This is a genomic window from Bradyrhizobium yuanmingense (assembly GCF_900094575.1).
Classification (GTDB): domain Bacteria; phylum Pseudomonadota; class Alphaproteobacteria; order Rhizobiales; family Xanthobacteraceae; genus Bradyrhizobium; species Bradyrhizobium yuanmingense.
The window spans coordinates 971,603-990,016 of sequence record NZ_FMAE01000001.1; the positions used below are offsets into that span (position 1 = coordinate 971,603).

The following is an 18,414-nucleotide window of genomic DNA, read 5'->3' on the forward strand; positions in this document are numbered from 1 at the left end:
GACTTGAGACAATCTCACGCAAAGACGCGCGGGCGCAGCCCGGCATGAAACCAGGTAATCATGGAATAGATGTCGTAGACCGGCAGCCCCACCTCGGCCTGAAGTGCTGCGGCATAAGGCGGCATGTTGGTGCATTCGAGCACGATGGCGCCGACATCCGGATGCTTGGCAACGAGCTCCTTGCCGGCCTCGACCACGTCGCGCTCGGCTTGCGCGATATCCATGTCGTCCTTCTCGGCCTTGATCAGGACGCGGAAGAACTCCTTGCCGCTCTCGGTGCCGACCAGCGGCGTGTCGAGCGGCACGCCGGCGCCTTCGAGATGGGCCGGTGTCAAGGTCGAGCCCGACACCGTGACGAGGCCGACGCGCTTGCCGGGCGGCAGGGTCGCCTGCACCCACGGCACCTGCATCAGCGAGGAGGTCGCGACGGGAACGCCGACGGCCGCCGCGATCTCCTTCTGGAACAGCGAGAGGAAGCCGCAATTGGTGGTGATGGCCTCCGCTCCCAGCCGCACCAGATCCTTGGCCGCATCGATGAAGTCGGGCAAGAGGCCGGCCGCGCCCTTCAGCACGACCTTTTCCGGCGAGGCGCCGCTCACCACGCGATAGAGCACCGGGAATGGCCAGGTCGTGCCGTTGCCCATGTCGCCGGGAATGCGGGGAAAGCGCGCCTCCAGCATCAGGATGCCGAGCGGCGCGCCGTAGATGGCCTTGCCGCCACGGGCGATGCGGGAGGACGAGCTGGCTGAGGTGGTCATGGGTAGGCTCTCAGAGGAAACGATCGGGCGCGAACGGCGCGAGCGGAATTTCCGGCGCCTTGCCGCTCACGAGCTGGGCGACGAGACGGCCGGTGCGGGCCGAGCCAACCAGGCCGACATGGCCGTGGCCGAAAGCATAGACGATATCGCGCGAGGCGCGCGAATAGCCGATGCAGGGCCGTCCGTCCGGCATGCTCGGGCGATGGCCGAACCACGTCTTGACGCGCGAGGCCGGAATGTCCTTCGGCAGTTTCGGAAACATGCTGACGAGGTGGTTGCGCAGGATCTCGGCGCGCTTCCAGTTCGGAGCGGCCTCGAGGCCGGCGATCTCGACCGTGCCGGCGGCACGCAGGCCCTTGTTGGTCCAGTTCACCACCAGCTTGGCGTCGGAGGCCATCATCGAGCTGCGCGGACCTGTTTCCGGATTCTCGATCACGACATGATAGCCGCGCTCGGTCTCGAGCGGCAGCGGATCGCCGACCGACGCGGCGAGCTGCTTCGAGCGGGCACCGGCCGCGACTACCGCGGCATCGCAGGCAATCTCGCCGGTCTCGGTGACGACGGCGACGAGCTTATCGCCGTTGAGCTTCAACCCGGTCGCCTTGGCGCGCACGTGCTTGGCGCCGCTGGCAATCGCATAATTGGCGAGCGCAGCAACATAAGCGCCGGGATCGCGGCAGCGTCCGGCCTCCTCCACCACGACGCCAAAGGTGTAGCGCGGATCCAGGTCCGGCTCACGCTGGCGCATTTCGTCGGCATTGAGCTCCAGCCATTCGACGCCGACCTTCTTGCGCAGGCGCCAGCCGAGATCATTGTCGAAATTGCCGCGCGAGGTGAACACGTGCATCACGCCGTTGCGCTCGATCAGGTCGGGGACGCCGGCTTCTTCCGCGAGCTTCCTGTGCAGCAGCGGCGCGTCCTTCAGGAGATCGCGCAGCGCGAACGCCGTCGTCTCGACCCGCGCCGCGGTCCAGCCCGACAGCAGATACTTGATCAACCAGGGCAGCGCCTTCGGCAGGTACGACCAGCGGATCGCGAGCGGGCCGAGCGGGTCCAAGAGATAGCCCGGCACCTTTTTCCAGACGCCCGGCTCCGCCGGCGGGATCACCGAATGCGACGACAGCCAGCCGGCATTGCCATAGCTCGCCGCCTGTTCGCCGCCAGGCTCGCCGGGATCGATCAGCGTGACGCGATGGCCCTCGCGCAGCGCCTCGATGGCGCTGATCACACCGATCGCGCCGGCTCCGATGATGGCGACGTGGCGGCCTTCAGGCATCGCCCTAAGCCTTCACCGCCGAGACAAAATCCTTGCCGACCGAGATCGCCCTGGGATCGATGATGCAATGGAGGATCGACGGCTTGCCCGAGGCGAGCGCGCGCTCGAACGCGGGGGCGAACTCCTCGGTGCGCTCGACGCGCTCGCCATGGCCGCCGAACGCCTTGGCATACATCGCAAAGTCCGGGTTCTTGAGTTGGGTGCCGACGACGCGGCCCGGATAGTCGCGCTCCTGGTGCATGCGGATGGTGCCGTATTGCGCATTGTCGATGATGATGACGATCAGCGGCGCATCGTACTGCACGGCGGTGGCGAATTCCTGGCCGTTCATCAGGAAGCAGCCGTCGCCCGCAAACGCGACGACGACGCGATCCGGGTATTGCCGCTTGGCCAGCACGCCCGCCGGCACGCCGTAACCCATCGAGCCCGAGGTCGGCGCGAGCTGGGCGGCAAAGCTGTGGAAGCGGTGATGGCGGTGGATCCAGCCGGCATAGTTGCCGGCGCCGTTGCAGACTATCGCGTCCTTCGGCAGGCGGTCACGCAGCCAGGTCATCACCTCGCCGTACTGGAACCTGCCCGGCAGCTCGCGCGCCTTCCCGGTCCAGGCCAGATAATCGGCGTGCGCCTTGGCGGCCTCGCCCTTCCAGGCCACCGCGCCCGAAGGTTTCAGCGTCTCGACGGCGGCTGCGAAGGCGGCCGGCGTCGCCTGGATCGCCAGATCAGGCTGATAGATGCGGCCGAGCTCTTCGGAGCCCGGATGGACATGGACCAGCTTCTGCTTCGGATTGGGAATGTCGAGCAGCGTGTAGGACGAGGACGGCATCTCCGACATGCGGCCGCCGATCAGCAGGAGCACGTCGGCATTGTCGATGCGCGCCTTCAGGCCGGGGCTCGGCCCGATGCCGAGGTCGCCGGCATAATGCGAATGGTCGGCGTCGATCAGCGAGGCCCGACGGAACGAGGTCGCGACCGGCAGGTCGAACCGCTCGGCGAAGCGCGCGATGCTCTTGGCCGCCTCGTCGGTCCAGCGCGAGCCGCCGAGAATGACGAGCGGCGCCTTGGCGCCGGCCAGCATGGCGCCGAGCTTTTCGATATCGGCCGGCGCCGGCCAGCTCACGGCAGGCTCGATGCGCATGGCATCGGCGACGGCCGCGGTCTCGGTCAGCATATTCTCCGGCAGCGCGATCACGACGGGGCCGGGGCGGCCCTGCATGGCGACGCGGAAGGCACGCGCCACCAGCTCCGGAATGCGGTCGGGGCGATCGATCTCGACCGCCCATTTCGCCATCGAGCCGAACACCGCCTTGTAGTCGAGCTCCTGGAACGCCTCGCGCTCGCGCATGCCGGTGTCGACCTGGCCGACGAACAGGATCATCGGGGTCGAATCCTGCATCGCGATGTGGACGCCGTGGCTGGCATTGGTGGCACCGGGGCCGCGGGTGACGAAGCAGACGCCCGGCCGCCCCGTGAGCTTGCCATAGGCTTCCGCCATCATCGCCGCGCCGCCTTCGGCGCGGCAGATCACGACGTCGATCGGGCTGTCATGCAGCGCATCGAGCGCCGCCAGATAGCTCTCGCCCGGCACGCAGGTGACGCGCTCGACGCCCTGGGCGACGAGCTGATCGATCAGGATCTGGCCCCCGGTGCGGGTGTTGCGAATGGTCATGTCGGCTCCCTCAGGACTTCGGCGATGCGCACTTGTTCGGGAACTGGCCTAGGACAGGCCGAGAGCGTGCGCAAGATCGAAAGGCTTCGAGCAGCCTGCGCAGGCGTCATGCCCGTCCCTGCCGTTTGCACTACAGGCTCTACCATGATGGCGAGGGTCGAAATCTTCGTCTACGATCCGGCCGAACCAAATCGTCGGGAGCACCGAATGCAAACCATTGGCCTGATCGGCGGCATGAGCTGGGAGAGCACCGCGCTGTACTACAAGCTCGTCAACGAGCGGGTCCGCGACCGCATGGGCAAGCTGCATTCGGCCCCGCTTCTGATGTATTCCTACGATTTCGAGCAGATCAAGCAGATGCAATATGCCGGCCGCTGGCAGGAGGCGGCGGCGAGCCTGGCGGAGGTCGCGCGGCTGCTCGAAAGTGCCGGCGCGCGGGCGATCGTGCTGTGCACCAACACGATGCATAAATTGGCGCCGGAGATCATCTCCAGCGTCAACGTTCCGTTCATCCACATCGGCGATGCGACGGCCGAGCGGATTCGCGCCAAAGGATATCGGCGGGTCGGTTTGCTCGGCACCAAGTTCACGATGGAGGAAGATTTCTACATCGACCGATTGCGCGCGCACGGTCTCGACGTCCTGGTCCCTCCCGCGGACGAGCGCGCCGAGGTGAACCGCATCATCTACGACGAGCTGTGCCTCGGGCACGTCGCCGTGCCCTCGCGCCAGCGCTACCAGGAGGTGATGGCGGCGCTCGTCGCCGGCGGCGCCGAGTGCATCATCCTCGGCTGCACCGAGATCACCATGCTGGTCGGCCCTGATGACACGTCGGTCGAGACATTCGACACCACCGCCATTCACGCCGAGACGGCCGCCGATTTCGCGATCGGGTGATTTGATCTCCTCAGCTTCAGCCCGTCCGGGATCGGGGTCCCTGGGGACGTGGGCTGTCCTCACCCGCTCCGCTTCTGTCGCGCGCTCGCCAGCAGCACCAGCATGAATGAGGCCGCCGTCATCAAGGTCGAAATCGCGGCGATGGTCGGATCGATCTCGTCGCGCAGCGCGGTGAACATGCGCTTGGTCAACGGCTGATACTGGCCGCCGGAAATGAACAGCGCGACGATGGTCTCGTCCATCGCCGAGATGAAGGCGAAGATTCCGCCCGCAACCACGCTGGACTTGATCTGCGGCAGCGTCACCGCGAAGAAGCTGCGCAGGCGGTTCATGCCGAGGCTGCGCGCCACCATCTCCTGCGCCGGATCGAAACTCTGCAGGCCCGCGAGCACCGAGATGACGACATAGGGCAGGCCCAGCATCACGTTCGCCAGCACGAGGCCGGGCATGGTCGCGACCAGACCGACTTTGGCATAGACGAAGAAGATGCCGACGGCGGTGATGATGATCGGCACCACCAGCGGCAACAGAAGCGCCAAGTGGATCAGCCTCATGATGCGTAGCTTCGACTGGCTGATGGCATAGGCAGCGGCCACCCCGAACGGGGTCGCGATCACGACGGTGAGGAGGGCGACCGTCAGCGTCACCCGCGTCGCCTGCATCCAGGCGGGATTTGAGAAATATTGCTGGTACCAGCGCAGCGAAAAGGACGGTGGCGGAAAGGTGAGAAAGCGCGCGCTGGAGAACGAGATCGGCGCGATAATCAGAACGGGGAGGATCAGATAGACCAGCACCAGCGCGCTGACCACGTAGAGGGCGATCCGTGCGGGCGAGGCGCGCATCATTTCTGCCCCAACACGCGGTCGAGCGAGATGAAGCGGCTGACGACGAAGAAGATCACGAGCACACTGATGAGCAGCACCACCGCGACCGCGCTCGCCGCCCCGAACTGGTTGTAGAGCTCGACATTGCGGCTCACCAGCATCGACACCATCACGGTGCGGCCGCCGCCGAGTAGCTCCGGCGTGATGTAGAAGCCGAGACAGAGCACGAACACCATGGTGCAGCCGGCGAGCACGCCCGGCAGCGACAGCGGCAGGAACACGCGCATGAAGGTGAGCGACGGGCTCGCGCCCAGGCTGGCGCCGGCCTGCATGAGATCGTTGGGAATCTTCTGCATGGTGGCGTAGAGCGGCAACACCATGAAGGGCAGCAGGATGTGCACGGTCGCAACCACCGTGCCAAAGGTGTTGTGGACCAGCGCGAGCGGCTCGGAGATCACATCGAGATAGCGCAGGAACTGGTTGATCACGCCGGTGCGCTGCAGCAGCGCCAGCCAGGCATAGGCGCGGACCAGCACGCTGGTCCAGAACGGCAGCACGACCAGCGAGAGGATGAGGATGCTCCACCCTTTCGGCACCGAATTGGCAAGGTAGGCCACGGGATAGCCGAGCAGCAGCGCGATTGCCGTGACCGCGAGGCTGATCTCGAAGGTCAGCGCAAAGCTGCGCCAGTAGACGTCTTCGGTGAAGACGCGGCGATAATTCTCCAGCGTGAAGCCGTCATGGTAGATCGACTGCCAGGCCAGCCAGCCCACCGGCAGCACGATCAGAGCCAGGATCACCAGCAGCGCCGGCGAGACCAGTGCCAGCATCAGGCCGTGCTCACGGCGCTGATGTTTTTGGGAGGGATCTGGCATTGAAGTCGTCAACGTTGCCTCGCTCACTTCTGCATGAAGGACGCCCAGCGCTTCTCGGCGGCTTCGCCCGCCGGCGAGGACCACCAGGCGTAGGACATCAGCGCCTGCTTGGCCGCATTGGCCGGCTCGCTCGGCAATTGCGCGGCGCGCTCGGGCTTGATCACGCTGGTCTCGAACGCCTTCGGGTTGCCCGGACCATAGTCGATGTGCAGTGGCAGATTGGCCTGGTGCACGGGATCGACGGCCTCGTTGAGGAATTTTATCGCGGTGGCGAGATTCGGCGCGCCCTTGAGGATGCAGAGCGAGGTACTCTGCAGGATGCCCTGGTTGTAGGTGAAGGCGACCTTCGCGCCTTCCTTGGCGACGGCACTGACGCGGCCATTCCAGGCCATCTCCATGTCGACCTCGCCGTCATTGAGCAACTGCGCCGACTGCGCGCCCGAGGTCCACCACACCGTGATGTGCGGTTTGATCTCTTCCAGCTTCTTGAAGGCGCGGTCGACGTCGAGCGGATAAAGCTTGTCCGGTGCGACGCCGTCGGCCATCAGCGCCGCCTCCAACGTTGCAAACGGATGGTTGCGCAGCGCGCGGCGGCCGGGGAATTTCTTCACGTCCCAGAAATCGGCCCAGCTGTTCGGCGCGTCCTTCGGGAATTTCTTCTGGCTGTAGGCAAGTACGCTCGAATAGAACTCGTAGGACACTGAATAGGGGCTGCGATAGGCCTCCGGCATCGCCGCGCCGTTTGGAATCTTCGAGAAGTCGAGCTTCTCCATCAGCCCCTGTTCGCCGCCGCGCAGGCAGTTACCGGTCGGGGTGTCGACGACGTCCCAGATCGGCTTGCCGCTGCCGACCTGCGTCTTGATCGCGGGCCAGGCATCGGGAATGGAGTCCTGGTTGATGGTGATGCCGAGCTTCTTGGCGGAGGGATCGAGGATCGCCACCGTCTGCGCCTGCTGATAGGCGCCGCCCTGCGAGACGAAGGTGATCTGCTCGGCGGCATCAGCCGCGCTGGTCAGTCCGATTGCGCCCAGCAGCGCGCAGCCCAATCCAAATTTCTGCTTCATCGTCATCCTCACCTCCTCCAAATGATCTCACTGACCGATCGCATCGAGAAACTGGTACCAGCCGGCGACCACGCGCACGGCGGGCTCCCGCAGCGGATAGAACGGAATCGCCTTCATGCGCCGGGCGTCGAGCAGGCCGACGTCGGGCGCCTCGCCGCGCACGAAGGCGGCGAGATAGCTGCCCATCAGGCTCGACATCGCAACGCCTGCGCCGTTGTAGCCGACCGAGAAGAGCGTGCGGTCATCGAGCCGGCCGATATGTGGGACCGAGTCCAGCGTCATCGCGACGAGGCCCGACCATTTGTATGCGAGCGGGACATCGGCGAGATCGGGGAAGATGCCGACCATCGCCTTGCGCAAGGCGTCGAATGCGGCCTGCGAATCCTGCTTGCCGAAGGCGCCGCGGCCGCCGAAGATGACGCGGTTGTCGACCATGCGGAACCAGCGCATCATGCGCTTGGTCTCGGTGTAGGTGCGCCCCGTCGGCATCAGTTTTCCCGCGAGATTGCCGGGAAGCCGCTCGGTTGCGACCATGGCGCTGCGGAACGGGATCAGCGTGCGCTGCAGATGCGCGGTGGCACCGGTCAGATCCGAATAGCTGTTGGTGGCAATGATCGCCTGCCTGGCGCGCACCGCGCCTTGCGGTGTCTCGGCAACGATGCCGTCCTTCTCGCGCCGGAGCTTGACGACCGGCGACTCCTGGAAAATCGGAACGCCGCGGCTTGCAACGCCATTTGCGAGGCCGCGCAGATAGTTCAGCGGATGGATCCCGCCCGAGCCGGGATTGAGCACACCGCCGACAAAGATCTCGGAGCCGGTCTCCTCACGCACCTGTCCCTTGTCGAGAATGCGGACCGCGGCGGAGCCCATCTCGCGCGTCATCCAGTTGGCTTCGTCGATCGCGGCCTTGAGCGTCGTCTCATTGTGCGCGGCCTTGACCTGGCCGGTGCGCACAAGGTTCGCGCTGGTGATGCCGAATTCGGAGACGAGCTCCTCGACCATGTCGGTCGATTCATGCGCGATCTCGTACATGCGCCGCGCCATGGCGCGGCCGTGTGCGGCATCGATCTCACGGAACGAGAGGCGGAATTTTGCGGTGATCACGCCGCCATTGCGCCCGCTCGCGCCCCAGCCGGGACGGTTGGCCTCGAGCACGACGGGGCTGAGCCCGCTCCTGGCAATGTGGTGCGCGGCGGAGAGGCCAGTGTAGCCTGCGCCGATGATCACCACATCCGCCTGTTGCTCGCCCGACAGCACGGGAAACGCGCGCGCCGGCTCCGCCGTGGCTTCCCACAGCGAATTGACGGAAGGCAGCGCGCGCCAGTCCCGTGTCATGCCACAGCTCTCCGTTACGTCGCCGGCCCGATGGCCGCGTCGGCAAGCGCCTTCAACGTCGGATAATGGAAGTCCGGCTTGGTCAGCGTCTCCACCGCCGGCGTGCCGCCGAATCCGGCGATGCCCTGGCGGCGCTCGATCCAGCACACCTTGTAGCCGAGCTTCCGCGCGATCCCGATGTCGTGATATTGGCTCTGCGCGACGTGCAGGATGTCGGACTGCTTGTACCCGAAGGCGGACTGGCGGCCCTTGTTGTAGGCGAAGAATTCCGGGTTCGGTTTTGCAACGCCGGTGTCGTCGGCGCAGACGGTGTCATCGAAGGGATTACCGAGCGCATGCGCGTAGCATGAGAGTGCCACGCGGTCGGCATTGGTCATCGCGACCAGGCGGAATTTTGTGCGCAGGCGCTTCAGCGCCTCGACCGAGTCCGAGAACGGCCCCCAGCGCAGCACGGCAAGCTGGAAGACGTCACAGGAGGCATCGTCCGCCGGCAGCCCGAGCTCCTTGGCGAGATAGCGGTAGACGTAGAACATCACCTCGCTGGAGCGCTCATAATGCTTGTCGCGGCCTCGCTTGTAGGATTCGAAGATCTGCTCGTCGCTGAGCTCGGCCGCCTTCTTGCCTCCGATCTTGCGCACCGCTTCAAGTACGCCGGTCTCGAAATCGATCAGGGTGCCGACGACGTCGAAGGTGAGGACCTTGAAATTGCTGAACGCGGCTTGGGTCGACATATCGCTTCTTCTCTCGGTTGAACAAGGCTGGATTCAGTCCACCCTGGGCACGACAATGGTGTCCTCGGGGTGGAGCGTAACGGTGAGGCTGCCGCCGAGCGGCGGGATGCGGTGATAGGCCTGGTGATAGCTCGGTTGGCGCAGGCTGAGCGCGATGCCATCGGCGAGCGCGAGGAAAATGCGCAGGCTCTCGCCCTGATAGACGATGTCGGTGACGGTCCCGGTCAGCCGGTTGCAAGCGGCATCCTGCGCGCCATCATCGATCAGCAGCTTCTCGCTGTGCACGGCCAGCATCAGGGCATCGCCATCGGGAATGGCGCGCGCGCTGCGCAGCAAGACGTTGCCGAGCGCGACGCTGGCGGCATCGACGCGGCGAACCGGCAGCATCGTGGCTTCGCCGATGAAGCTGGCGACGAAGGAATCGACGGGATGGTCATGCAGCCGCGCCGGCTCGTCGATCTGAACCAGCCGGCCGTCCTTCATGACGGCGACGCGGTCGCTCATGGTCAGCGCCTCGCGCTGGTCATGGGTGACGTAGATGATGGTCGCGCCGATCCGCTTGTGCAACGCGCGCAGCTCGATCTGCATGGATTCGCGCAGCTGCTTGTCGAGCGCGGAAAGCGGCTCGTCCATCAGGATCAGGCGCGGCTCGAAGATCATGGCGCGCGCCAACGCCACGCGCTGGCGCTGACCGCCGGAGAGCTGCGCGATGCCGCGCTCTTCATAGCCGGCAAGCCCGACCATGCTGAGCGCTGCGCGCACCATGTCCGGCCAGATGGATTTCGGCAGGCGTCGCGCGCGCAAGGGAAAGGCGACGTTCTCGCCGACGCTCATGTGCGGAAACAGCGCGTAATTCTGGAACACCACGCCGATGTCGCGCTTGTGCGGCGGCATGTAGGTGACGTCACGGCCTCCGAATAGAATCGTGCCTGAGGTCGGCAGGATGAAGCCGCCCAAAATGCCGAGCAGCGTGGTCTTGCCGGAGCCGGACGGGCCAAGCAGTGAGACGAATTCACCGGCGCTTACATTGAGCGAAACGTCGTCGAGGGCGCGAACGGCGCCATAGGCCTTGCTGGCGGACCTGATCTCGACGCTCTCCGCGCGCTTGTCCAACGATCGACCTCGCGATGTCCCTCAGCCGGCGTGCCTCACTGCGCGCCATAAGCCTGCTTTATAGACAGGGATTTGGAGCACTCACGGCAAAGCGTGCGCTGCACCAAATCCTCTCTCGAAGGGCCTGTCTTTAAGCTGTCATGCTGATGACACCAGACTTGGCAAAATCCGGCAATTGCCAAATTCTCACCGCGCCCATAACATGACGTTATGCCAGAGCTCCGTCGCATGCTGCCGTCCAGCAACGCCCTGTTCGTCTTCGACGCGGCGGCGCGCAATGGCAGCTTCACGGCTGCGGCCGCCGAGCTGAACGTCACGCAGCCGGCGGTGAGCCGGATGCTCGGCCAGTTCGAGGAGCATCTCGGCGTTCGCCTGTTCGATCGCAAGGCGGGCCGCGCGGTGCTCACCGAAGAAGGCGAGCTGCTCTATCGCCGCGTGCTCGAAGGCTTTCGCAGCATCGAGAGCGGGCTCGTCGAGATCGAGCGGCGGCGCAAGGGCACCGAGACGGTGACGCTGTCGGTCTCCTCCGCCTTCACCACGCACTGGCTGATGCCGCGCATCGACAAGCTGCAGAAGCAGTTTCCGCAAGTCGATCTGCGCTTCCAGTTGATTTCCGGCGCGCTGCGCGGGCCGGTGGAGAATGTCGATCTCGGCATGCGCTTCCGCGATCGCGACGAGCCGCCCTCCGGCGGCACGCTGGTGATGAAGGAAGTGATGCTGCCGATGTGCAGCCCCACCTATCTCGGCGAGACCGATCCCACCGAGGGCAACACCATCATTCGCCTCGCCGAGACGCCGGGCGACTGGGCCGCGGATTATGCTTCGCTCCTCACCGGCCGCCGCGGCGCGGCCAAGGCGCTGAGCTTCACCGACTATGCCGTCGTGGTGCAGGCCGCGCTGCTCGGCCAGGGCATTGCGCTCGGCTGGCTGACGGTCGCCTCGCACTGGCTGCTCACCGGCGCGCTGGTGCCGGCCTCCGACCGGCTCACCACCACGCGCCGCATCTGCGAATTCCTGCCGCCGCGCAACCGCCCGATGCGCCCGATCGCCGCCGAGATCCGCGACTGGATCATCGCGCAGATGAAAAGCGAGATCGCCGCGATCGACCGGCTCTATCCGAAGCTCGGCGCCATGGCGGCGTGCTATTGAGCCTGGAGCGAGCTTCACAAGAAGCCGTCATGCCCGGGCTTGTCCCGGGCATCCACGTTCGCCGTGCCACGTGGTAAGGCGTGGATGGCCGGGACAAGCCCGGCCATGACGCTGTGGAGGCGTCGCCCCCCTCTCTCCACGTCATTGCGAGCGCAGCGAAGCAATCCAGAATCTTTCCGCGGAGGGATTCTGGATTGCTTCGTCGCAAGAGCTCCTCGCAATGACAGTGTGGAGAGAGGTTTGCCCGCTACCGATGCTCGATCGCCCTGATGGCACCGCGCAACTCTGCGAGGCCGCGCAGGCGGCCGATGGCGGTGTAGCCGGGATTGGTGCGCTTGGTGGCGGCGAGATCGTCGAGCATGCGGTGGCCGTGATCGGGACGGAACACGATTCTCTTGTCCGGTGCGCGCCGCGCGTTCTCCTTCAACAGCGCCTTGAGCACCGCGATCATGTCGACGTCACCGTCGAGATGATCGGACTCGTAGAACGACAGGCCGTCCGCCTCGCGCTTGGTCGCGCGCAGATGGGCGAACGCGATGCGCGGGCCGAAGCGCTCGGCCATATCAGGCAGATTGTTCTCCGCGCGCACGCCGAGCGAGCCGGTGCAGAAGCAGATGCCGTTGGCCTTGGACGGCACGGCATCGAACAGCGCCTGATAATCGTCGGCGCTGGAAGCAATGCGCGGCAGGCCGAACAGCGGCCGCGGCGGATCGTCCGGATGCAGCGTCAAGGAGACATCGAGTTGCTCGGCCACCGGCGTCACGCGCGCGAGGAATTCCGCGAGATGCTGCCGCAATATCTTTGGCGTGATGTCGCGATATGTGTCCAGCCGATCGCGGAATTGCGGGATCGTCATCGGCTCGGTGGTCGAGCCCGGCAGCGCGCTGGCAATGACCATGACGAGATAGTCGATATCCGCCTGGCTCAACTGCTCGAACAGCTTTTTAGCGCGCGCCTGCTGCTCGGGGGTATACTCTTGAGCAGCCGCCGGGCGCTTCAGGATGTGCAGCTCGAATGCCGCAAAGCGGTCTTGGTCGAAGCGCATGGCACGGGCGCCGTTCGGCAGCTCCCATTCCAGATCGGTGCGGCACCAGTCCACCACGGGCATGAAGTTATAGCAGATGATCTTGATGCCGGACGCGGCGACCGCCTCCAGGCTCGCGATCCACGCCTCGATCGACTTGGTCGCTTTTCCGCCGAGGCGCTTGACGTCGTCAGGGATCGGAATCGATTCCACCACCGACCAGGTCAGCTGCGAGCGGCCGGGCTGGCCGTTCTCGATGAAGTTCTTGCGCTCCTCGACCGCCTTGCGCGTCCAGGCCTCTCCGATCGGCACCTGATGCAGCGCCGAGACGATCTGGCTCGCCCCGGCCTGCCTGACATCATCGAGCGAGACCGGATCATCCGGCCCGTACCAGCGCCATCCCTCCAGCATCATGTGCTGCCTCCCAAAGCATTTTCGAGCGAAGTGGGTACCGGTTCGCGTGAAGAAAACGCGTCAAAACAAAAGTCAGTTCGCGGTCAACACGACCTTGACGCTCTGCGAACGGTCGAGCGCCAGCCGCAGCGCGTCGGGCGCGGTCGAGAGCGGCCGCTCGGCGGTGACCAGCGACAGCACATCGACGCTGCCGTTGCCGATCAGTTCCACCGCATTCATGAACTCGAAGCCGAAGCGGAACGAGCCGCGCAGGTCGATCTCCTTGGCCATCACCGCATTCGACGGCGTCGGGATCTGGCCGCCCGGCAGGTTGCCGATCTGCACCACGACGCCGCCGCGCCTGACGATGCCGATCGCGCTGGCAAGGCCGGCAGCCGTGCCCGAGACCTCGAACGCGACGTCATAGGGGCGCGACGCAGCCTGCGCCTTCAACCCTTCCTCGCCGGCCGAGACATTCTCGACATGGGAGGCGCCGAGCTTGGTCGCAAAGGCCAGCGGCGCCGGAGCGATGTCGGCCACGGTGATGTCAGCCATGCCGGCGCGGTGCGCCGCGAGCATGGTCAAGAGCCCGATCGGGCCGGCACCGAAGATGATGCCGCGCTTGCCGTCGATCTTGCCGGCGCGCCCCACCGCGTGCAGGCACACCGCGAGCGGCTCGGCCAGCGCCGCGGCCTGGTACGAGACGTGGTCCGGGATCTTCACGCACTGCGCCGGGATCGCATCGAAACAATTGGCGAAGCCGCCCTGCATGTGCGGCGTCTTCGAAGCCGAGCCCATGAAATAGATGTTCTCGCACAGGTTCGGCCGGCCCTCGCGGCAGGCGACGCAATGGCCGCACCAGCGCGACGGGTTGACGGCGACGCGGTCGCCGACCTTCAGGTTCGCAGCCGCGCCGGAGATCTCCACGACCTCGCCCGAGATCTCGTGTCCCAGCACCAGCGGCGACTTCACCACGAAGTCTCCGGTGCGGGCATGACGAAAATAGTGCATGTCCGAGCCGCAGATGCCGCCGGCGCCGAAGCGGATGCGCACCATGCCGTCAGCGAGCCTGTCGAGCGGATGCTCGATCATGCGCAGGTCTTCGGGGCCGAACAGGGTCGCGGCGAGAGCGGTCGAGGTCATTTGGAGAGTCCCATGTATTTTGGCAGCCAGAGGGTCAGTTCGGGAATGAAGGTGATCGCGATCAGCGCCAGCATCAGCGGCACCAGCCAGGGCAGGATCGCCACCGTCGTGCGCTCGACGGAGAGCTTTGCCACGCGGGCGAGCACGAACAGCACCATGCCGAGCGGCGGATGCAGCAGGCCGATCATCAGGTTCAGCGTCATGATCAGGCCGAAATGAATGGGGTCGATGCCGAGCTTGAGCACGATCGGGAGCAGGATCGGCACCAGGATGGTGATCGCCGCCGTGGTGTCGATGAAGCATCCGACAAACAGAATCAGCACGTTGGCGAGCGCCAGGAACACCCATTTGTTCTGGGTGATGCTGAGCATCCAGTCCGAGAGCATCTGCGCCGCCTGCGACACAGTGAGCAGCCAGGCGAAGATCGAGGCCGCCGTGACAATGAACAGCACCGAGGCCGTGGTCTCGATGGTGTCGAAGGTCGCCTTGGCGACGGTCTGGAACGTCATGGTGCGGTAGCGCACGAGGCCGAGGAACAGCGACCAGATCACCGCGGCGACCGCAGCTTCCGTCGGCGTGAACCAGCCCAGCGTCATGCCGCCGATCAGGATCACCGGCGCCATCAACGCCATCACCGCCGAGAAGTCGAAATACCAGTCGATCAGGAGCAGCGTGCCGAGGCCGATGACGACGGCCATGTTGACCGAGAGGCCGGCGAGGACCATCAGCCAGATCGCCATCGGGAACGACAGCACGATCAATATTTCGAGCCCGGCCGAGCCGAGCTGCGGCCAAGAGAACGGCGTGTCGCTGCCCCATTTGTTCTTGTGCGCGAAATAGGTGACCGTCACCATCATGAACAGCGTCAGCACGACGCCGGGAATGACGCCGCCCAGGAACAGCGCGCCGATCGAGACGTTCGCCATCATGCCGTAGATCACGAACGGCAGCGACGGCGGGATGATCGGCCCGAGCGTGGCCGAGGCCGCGGTGACGCCGACCGAGAACTCGGTGGAGTAGCCGTGGTCCTTCATCGCCTTGATCTCGATGGTGCCGAGACCGGCGGCATCCGCGATCGCGGTGCCGGACATGCCGGAGAAGATCACCGAGCCGATGATGTTGACGTGGCCGAGGCCGCCGCGCATCCACCCCACCAGCGCGACGGCGAATTTGTAGATGCGCCCGGTCACGCCGGCGATGTTCATGAGATTGCCGGCCAGGATGAAGAACGGCACGGCGAGCAGCGGGAAGCTCTCGACGCCGGCGATCATGCGCTGCGCCAGCGTGACGTCGGGCGTCACCCCGCTGACCAGGATGTAGAGCAGCGACGACACGGCCATGGCGATCGCCACGGGGACGCCGAGCAGCATGAGGACGAGAAAGCCTCCGAGCAACAGCAGCATGGTCTTATCCTTCCGATCCGTCGTAGGCACCGGGACGTTCGAGGACCGAGTAGCCCTGCCGCCAGTTCTGGATTGCCACCTGCACGGAGCGTGCGAACATCAGCACGAAGCCGAGCAGCACGGCGTAATAGACGTAGTCCTTGGGAAGATTGATCGTGGTCATCTGCTCGTCGCCGATGATCTGGATGTAGACCCAGACCAGCTTGATGGCGTAGCCGAAGAAGGCGATCCGGATCAGGTCGATCGCGGTCGACAGCACGCGCCCTATGGCATGCGGCAGGTAGCGATAGACGAGGTCGACCTGGATATGCCGCGACAGCCGTACGCACATCGACGAGCCGATGAAGACCACCCCGATCAGGCAATAGGTCGCGATCTCTTCGGTCCAGGCGTAGCTGTCGTTGAGCACGTAACGGGTGAAGAACTGCAGGAAGACGGCGAGCGCCATCACCCAGAAAATCGCCAGCGCCACCCAGTCCTCGAAGGCGTAGACGCCGAGATCGACCTTCGGCGTCGCCTCCTCCTCGAAGGTGTGCGCGATCTCGTCCGCGGTGATCTGCCGGTGGATTTCGGCGGTGGACATGTTACCTCTCTCCAAATCGTCGTTCCGGGGCGACGCGTCAGCGTCGAACCCGGAATGACGTCTTTGTTCTACTGTCTCACGCTTGCTCCGCTCCTCATCCTGAGGAGCTTGCGAAGCAAGCGTCTCGAAGGATGGCCCCAGGCGAGGTCGGGGCTTCATGGTTCGAGACGCGCTTCGCGCTCCTCACCATGAGGCCCCTTACTTATTTCACCGCCTGGATCTTTTCCCAGTCGGCCTTGCGGTAGCCGAACGTCTCGAACGCGACGTTCTTCAACACGGTGTCGCGGAACTCGTTCTTGTCGACCTCGGTCACGGTCAGGCCCTTGTCCTTGAAGAAGGCGACCAGCTTGGCCTCGTTCTGCTTGATCTCTCCGGTGGCCTTGGCAGCCGCCTCCTGCGCCACATCGGTGAAGATCTTCTTGTCCTCGTCGCTGAGCTTCTTCCACAGCGCGCCGGCGATCACCGTGTTGAGATGGTCGACGATGTGGCCGGTCAGCACGATGTGCTTCTGCACCTCGTAGAACTTCTTGGCCTCGATCGTTGTCAGCGGATTTTCCTGCGCCTCCACGGTGCCGTTCTGGAGCGCGAGATAGACCTCGGCGAACGCGATCGGCGCGGTGTTGGCGCCGCAGGCGCGCGGCATCGCCAGATAGGCCGGAACGTCGGGCACGCGGATCTTCAGGCCCTTCATGTCCGCGCAGGTCTTGATCGGCTTGTTGGACGAGGTCTGGCGCACGCCGTAATAGGTCACCGCGACGATGTGGTGGCCGCTCTTGTCCTCATAGCCCTTGGCGAGCTCCTTGAAGATGTCGCTCTTGGTGTAGGCGAGCAGATGATCGGCATCGCGGAAGGTGTAGGGATAATAGGTCACGCCGATCGGCGCGAAGCTCTTGGCCGCGAAGCTCGATCCGGAGATGATGATGTCGACCGAACCGAGCGAGAGGCCCTGGTTGATGTCGGTCTCCTTGCCGAGCTGCGAGGCCGGATAGACCTCGATCTGGTAGCGCCCGTTGGTGCGCTTATTGATCTCCTGCGCGGCCCAGACCGACGCCGTGTGGAACGGCTCCGAGGGCTCGTAAACATGGGCCCATTTGAGCTTGGTCTGCGCCATGCTGGCGCTGGTCGCCGCCAACAGCGTGGCGGCGGAAATCGCTGCTGCAATCGTCATCTTCTTTAACATCGACTTTTCCTCCATCGTTCAAGTCTGCTTCTTGTTCGCCCGCCCCGGCATGGATGCGGGCCGCCCAATCTCATCGCCGCCGCGAGCTGCCGCTCTTGGCCTGTTTCTTCGATGGTCGTTTTGATTTCGCCGGCTGAACCCCGGACGGCGCCGCCCGCCTCCGTGCAGCCGGCGCCCCTGCTGATGTCTCGGCACCAAAATTCTGTGCAAAGCGCTCCTGCGAATGCGCGAGGTGATCGCGCATGGCGTCATGGGCTGTCAGCGGCCGGCGCGCAGCGATGGCGTCGCGCACGGCCCGGTGCTCATCGAGCGCGGTTCGCCACGTGGTGGGATTCTCGAAATAATGCGCTAGCTGCGCGAAATAGGGATTGAGGCGCTGGTCGAACAACTCGCCGACAACCCGCACCAGCACGGCATTGCCGAGACATCCTGCCACGGCGATATGGAAGGCGCGGTCATGAACCATCGAGGCTTCGCCAGGATGGTCGACATTCTCCATCGCGACGAGCGCGGCGTCGATGCGGTCGATGTCATCTTTGGTCGCCACGCGCGCGGCCTGTTCGGCGATGGCGCTCTCCAGGAATTCGCGGGCGCGTAAGAGTTCGAACGGGCCTTCGATGACGGCAGTAGCTGTCGGCGCGGCCACGGCGGCGGGCTCGATCACATAGATGCCGGATCCGACGCGGATGCGCAGGCGCCCTTCGACCTCGAGCGCAATCAAGGCTTCGCGCACCGTGGGCCTCGACACCTTGAGCTGTTCCGCGAGGTCGCGCTCGGTCGGCAAGCGGCTGCCGACCGCGTACTCGCCGCTGTCGATCAGGCTTCGCAATTGATCGGCGACCTGGCGATAGAGCCGTCTCGCCTCCACAGCTTCCAGCGGCACGCTGGTCCTCCCGAAAAGGTCTCGCGCGGCGCCTCCGGCGCCCGCGACCCGCCAATTTTGGAAAATTGGTCTTACCAATTGACCAGAGCATTGACCTGATACGGACGCCATGTCAAG

Annotated in this window: 17 protein-coding genes; 2 read left to right on the forward strand and 15 right to left on the reverse strand. The window is 65.0% G+C overall.

Translation table 11 applies throughout. The annotated features are described in order from the left end of the window. Positions 1-14: 14 nt before the first annotated feature. Genes GA0061099_RS04410 through GA0061099_RS04420 form a run of 3 tightly spaced genes read right to left on the reverse strand, consistent with a single transcriptional unit; the run spans position 15 to position 3,700 of the window. Positions 15-758: an aspartate/glutamate racemase family protein gene (locus GA0061099_RS04410; RefSeq protein ID WP_036027373.1), complete on the reverse strand. Its 744-nt coding sequence runs from the start codon at positions 756-758 to the stop codon at positions 15-17. A 10-nt stretch (positions 759-768) separates the two neighbouring features. Beyond that, a complete protein-coding gene (locus GA0061099_RS04415) occupies positions 769-2,034 on the reverse strand; it encodes an NAD(P)/FAD-dependent oxidoreductase (RefSeq protein WP_036027375.1) in 1,266 nt (421 codons plus the stop codon). 4 nt (positions 2,035-2,038) lie between these two features. After that, entirely contained in the window at positions 2,039-3,700 is a 1,662-nt protein-coding gene (locus GA0061099_RS04420) for a thiamine pyrophosphate-binding protein (RefSeq protein ID WP_036027376.1), read from the reverse strand. A gap of 207 nt (positions 3,701-3,907) precedes the next feature. On the opposite strand from GA0061099_RS04420, the gene GA0061099_RS04425 reads away from it, so the two are divergent. Beyond that, positions 3,908-4,597 (forward strand): aspartate/glutamate racemase family protein, encoded by a 690-nt coding sequence (locus GA0061099_RS04425; protein WP_036027392.1) that lies wholly within the window; start codon positions 3,908-3,910, stop codon positions 4,595-4,597. Between the two features lie 59 nt (positions 4,598-4,656). Here the strand turns inward: GA0061099_RS04425 and GA0061099_RS04430 are convergent, their stop codons facing one another. The 6 genes from GA0061099_RS04430 to GA0061099_RS04455 are packed head-to-tail and all read right to left on the reverse strand — an operon-like array spanning position 4,657 to position 10,539. Next, positions 4,657-5,442 (reverse strand): ABC transporter permease, encoded by a 786-nt coding sequence (locus GA0061099_RS04430; protein ID WP_036027377.1) that lies wholly within the window; start codon positions 5,440-5,442, stop codon positions 4,657-4,659. After that, positions 5,439-6,296, reverse strand: a complete 858-nt coding sequence (locus GA0061099_RS04435; protein WP_193375196.1) for an ABC transporter permease — start codon at positions 6,294-6,296, stop codon at positions 5,439-5,441. Before GA0061099_RS04435 ends, GA0061099_RS04430 begins: the two co-directional genes overlap by 4 nt. 23 nt (positions 6,297-6,319) lie before the next feature. Beyond that, positions 6,320-7,366, reverse strand: coding sequence for an ABC transporter substrate-binding protein (locus tag GA0061099_RS04440; RefSeq protein ID WP_036027380.1), 1,047 nt, complete (start codon positions 7,364-7,366; stop codon positions 6,320-6,322). 21 nt (positions 7,367-7,387) lie between these two features. Continuing rightward, on the reverse strand, positions 7,388-8,695 hold the full coding sequence (locus tag GA0061099_RS04445) for an NAD(P)/FAD-dependent oxidoreductase (RefSeq protein WP_036027382.1): 1,308 nt from the start codon (positions 8,693-8,695) through the stop codon (positions 7,388-7,390). Positions 8,696-8,709: 14 nt separating this feature from the next. Continuing rightward, positions 8,710-9,426, reverse strand: a complete 717-nt coding sequence (locus GA0061099_RS04450; protein ID WP_036027384.1) for an HAD family hydrolase — start codon at positions 9,424-9,426, stop codon at positions 8,710-8,712. Between the two features lie 33 nt (positions 9,427-9,459). Beyond that, a complete protein-coding gene (locus tag GA0061099_RS04455) occupies positions 9,460-10,539 on the reverse strand; it encodes an ABC transporter ATP-binding protein (RefSeq protein ID WP_036027385.1) in 1,080 nt (359 codons plus the stop codon). A gap of 210 nt (positions 10,540-10,749) precedes the next feature. Between GA0061099_RS04455 and GA0061099_RS04460 the strand changes: the two genes are divergently transcribed. Beyond that, on the forward strand, positions 10,750-11,688 hold the full coding sequence (locus tag GA0061099_RS04460) for a LysR family transcriptional regulator (protein ID WP_036027386.1): 939 nt from the start codon (positions 10,750-10,752) through the stop codon (positions 11,686-11,688). Between the two features lie 247 nt (positions 11,689-11,935). Here GA0061099_RS04460 and uxuA read toward each other — a convergent pair whose 3' ends face one another. The 6 genes from uxuA to GA0061099_RS04490 form a co-directional block, all read right to left on the reverse strand. Beyond that, a complete protein-coding gene (uxuA, locus tag GA0061099_RS04465; RefSeq protein ID WP_074447552.1) occupies positions 11,936-13,126 on the reverse strand; it encodes a mannonate dehydratase in 1,191 nt (396 codons plus the stop codon). A gap of 72 nt (positions 13,127-13,198) precedes the next feature. After that, complete coding sequence (locus GA0061099_RS04470; protein WP_036027396.1) at positions 13,199-14,248, reverse strand: L-idonate 5-dehydrogenase; 1,050 nt, start codon at positions 14,246-14,248, stop codon at positions 13,199-13,201. Continuing rightward, positions 14,245-15,651, reverse strand: a complete 1,407-nt coding sequence (locus GA0061099_RS04475) for a TRAP transporter large permease (protein ID WP_036027397.1) — start codon at positions 15,649-15,651, stop codon at positions 14,245-14,247. Before GA0061099_RS04475 ends, GA0061099_RS04470 begins: the two co-directional genes overlap by 4 nt. 4 nt (positions 15,652-15,655) lie before the next feature. Continuing rightward, entirely contained in the window at positions 15,656-16,234 is a 579-nt protein-coding gene (locus GA0061099_RS04480) for a TRAP transporter small permease (protein ID WP_036027398.1), read from the reverse strand. Positions 16,235-16,436: 202 nt separating this feature from the next. Continuing rightward, a complete protein-coding gene (locus GA0061099_RS04485; RefSeq protein ID WP_370111903.1) occupies positions 16,437-17,402 on the reverse strand; it encodes a sialic acid TRAP transporter substrate-binding protein SiaP in 966 nt (321 codons plus the stop codon). Positions 17,403-17,484: 82 nt separating this feature from the next. Further along, positions 17,485-18,297, reverse strand: coding sequence for a FadR/GntR family transcriptional regulator (locus tag GA0061099_RS04490; protein ID WP_036007117.1), 813 nt, complete (start codon positions 18,295-18,297; stop codon positions 17,485-17,487). Between the last annotated feature and the right edge of the window lie 117 nt (positions 18,298-18,414).

Excerpts from the sequence above, each read along its gene's own strand:
- GA0061099_RS04425 (WP_036027392.1), top strand. The coding sequence starts at position 3,908 with ATGCAAACCATTGGCCTGATCGGCGGCATGAGCTGGGAGAGCACCGCG.
- uxuA (WP_074447552.1), bottom strand. The coding sequence starts at position 13,126 with ATGATGCTGGAGGGATGGCGCTGGTACGGGCCGGATGATCCGGTCTCG.
- GA0061099_RS04420 (WP_036027376.1), bottom strand. The coding sequence starts at position 3,700 with ATGACCATTCGCAACACCCGCACCGGGGGCCAGATCCTGATCGATCAG.
- GA0061099_RS04410 (WP_036027373.1), bottom strand. The coding sequence starts at position 758 with ATGACCACCTCAGCCAGCTCGTCCTCCCGCATCGCCCGTGGCGGCAAG.
- GA0061099_RS04415 (WP_036027375.1), bottom strand. The coding sequence starts at position 2,034 with ATGCCTGAAGGCCGCCACGTCGCCATCATCGGAGCCGGCGCGATCGGT.
- GA0061099_RS04445 (WP_036027382.1), bottom strand. The coding sequence starts at position 8,695 with ATGACACGGGACTGGCGCGCGCTGCCTTCCGTCAATTCGCTGTGGGAA.
- GA0061099_RS04435 (WP_193375196.1), bottom strand. The coding sequence starts at position 6,296 with ATGCCAGATCCCTCCCAAAAACATCAGCGCCGTGAGCACGGCCTGATG.
- GA0061099_RS04485 (WP_370111903.1), bottom strand. The coding sequence starts at position 17,402 with ATGACGATTGCAGCAGCGATTTCCGCCGCCACGCTGTTGGCGGCGACC.
- GA0061099_RS04470 (WP_036027396.1), bottom strand. The coding sequence starts at position 14,248 with ATGACCTCGACCGCTCTCGCCGCGACCCTGTTCGGCCCCGAAGACCTG.
- GA0061099_RS04430 (WP_036027377.1), bottom strand. The coding sequence starts at position 5,442 with ATGATGCGCGCCTCGCCCGCACGGATCGCCCTCTACGTGGTCAGCGCG.
- GA0061099_RS04475 (WP_036027397.1), bottom strand. The coding sequence starts at position 15,651 with ATGCTGCTGTTGCTCGGAGGCTTTCTCGTCCTCATGCTGCTCGGCGTC.
- GA0061099_RS04480 (WP_036027398.1), bottom strand. The coding sequence starts at position 16,234 with ATGTCCACCGCCGAAATCCACCGGCAGATCACCGCGGACGAGATCGCG.
- GA0061099_RS04460 (WP_036027386.1), top strand. The coding sequence starts at position 10,750 with ATGCCAGAGCTCCGTCGCATGCTGCCGTCCAGCAACGCCCTGTTCGTC.
- GA0061099_RS04450 (WP_036027384.1), bottom strand. The coding sequence starts at position 9,426 with ATGTCGACCCAAGCCGCGTTCAGCAATTTCAAGGTCCTCACCTTCGAC.
- GA0061099_RS04440 (WP_036027380.1), bottom strand. The coding sequence starts at position 7,366 with ATGACGATGAAGCAGAAATTTGGATTGGGCTGCGCGCTGCTGGGCGCA.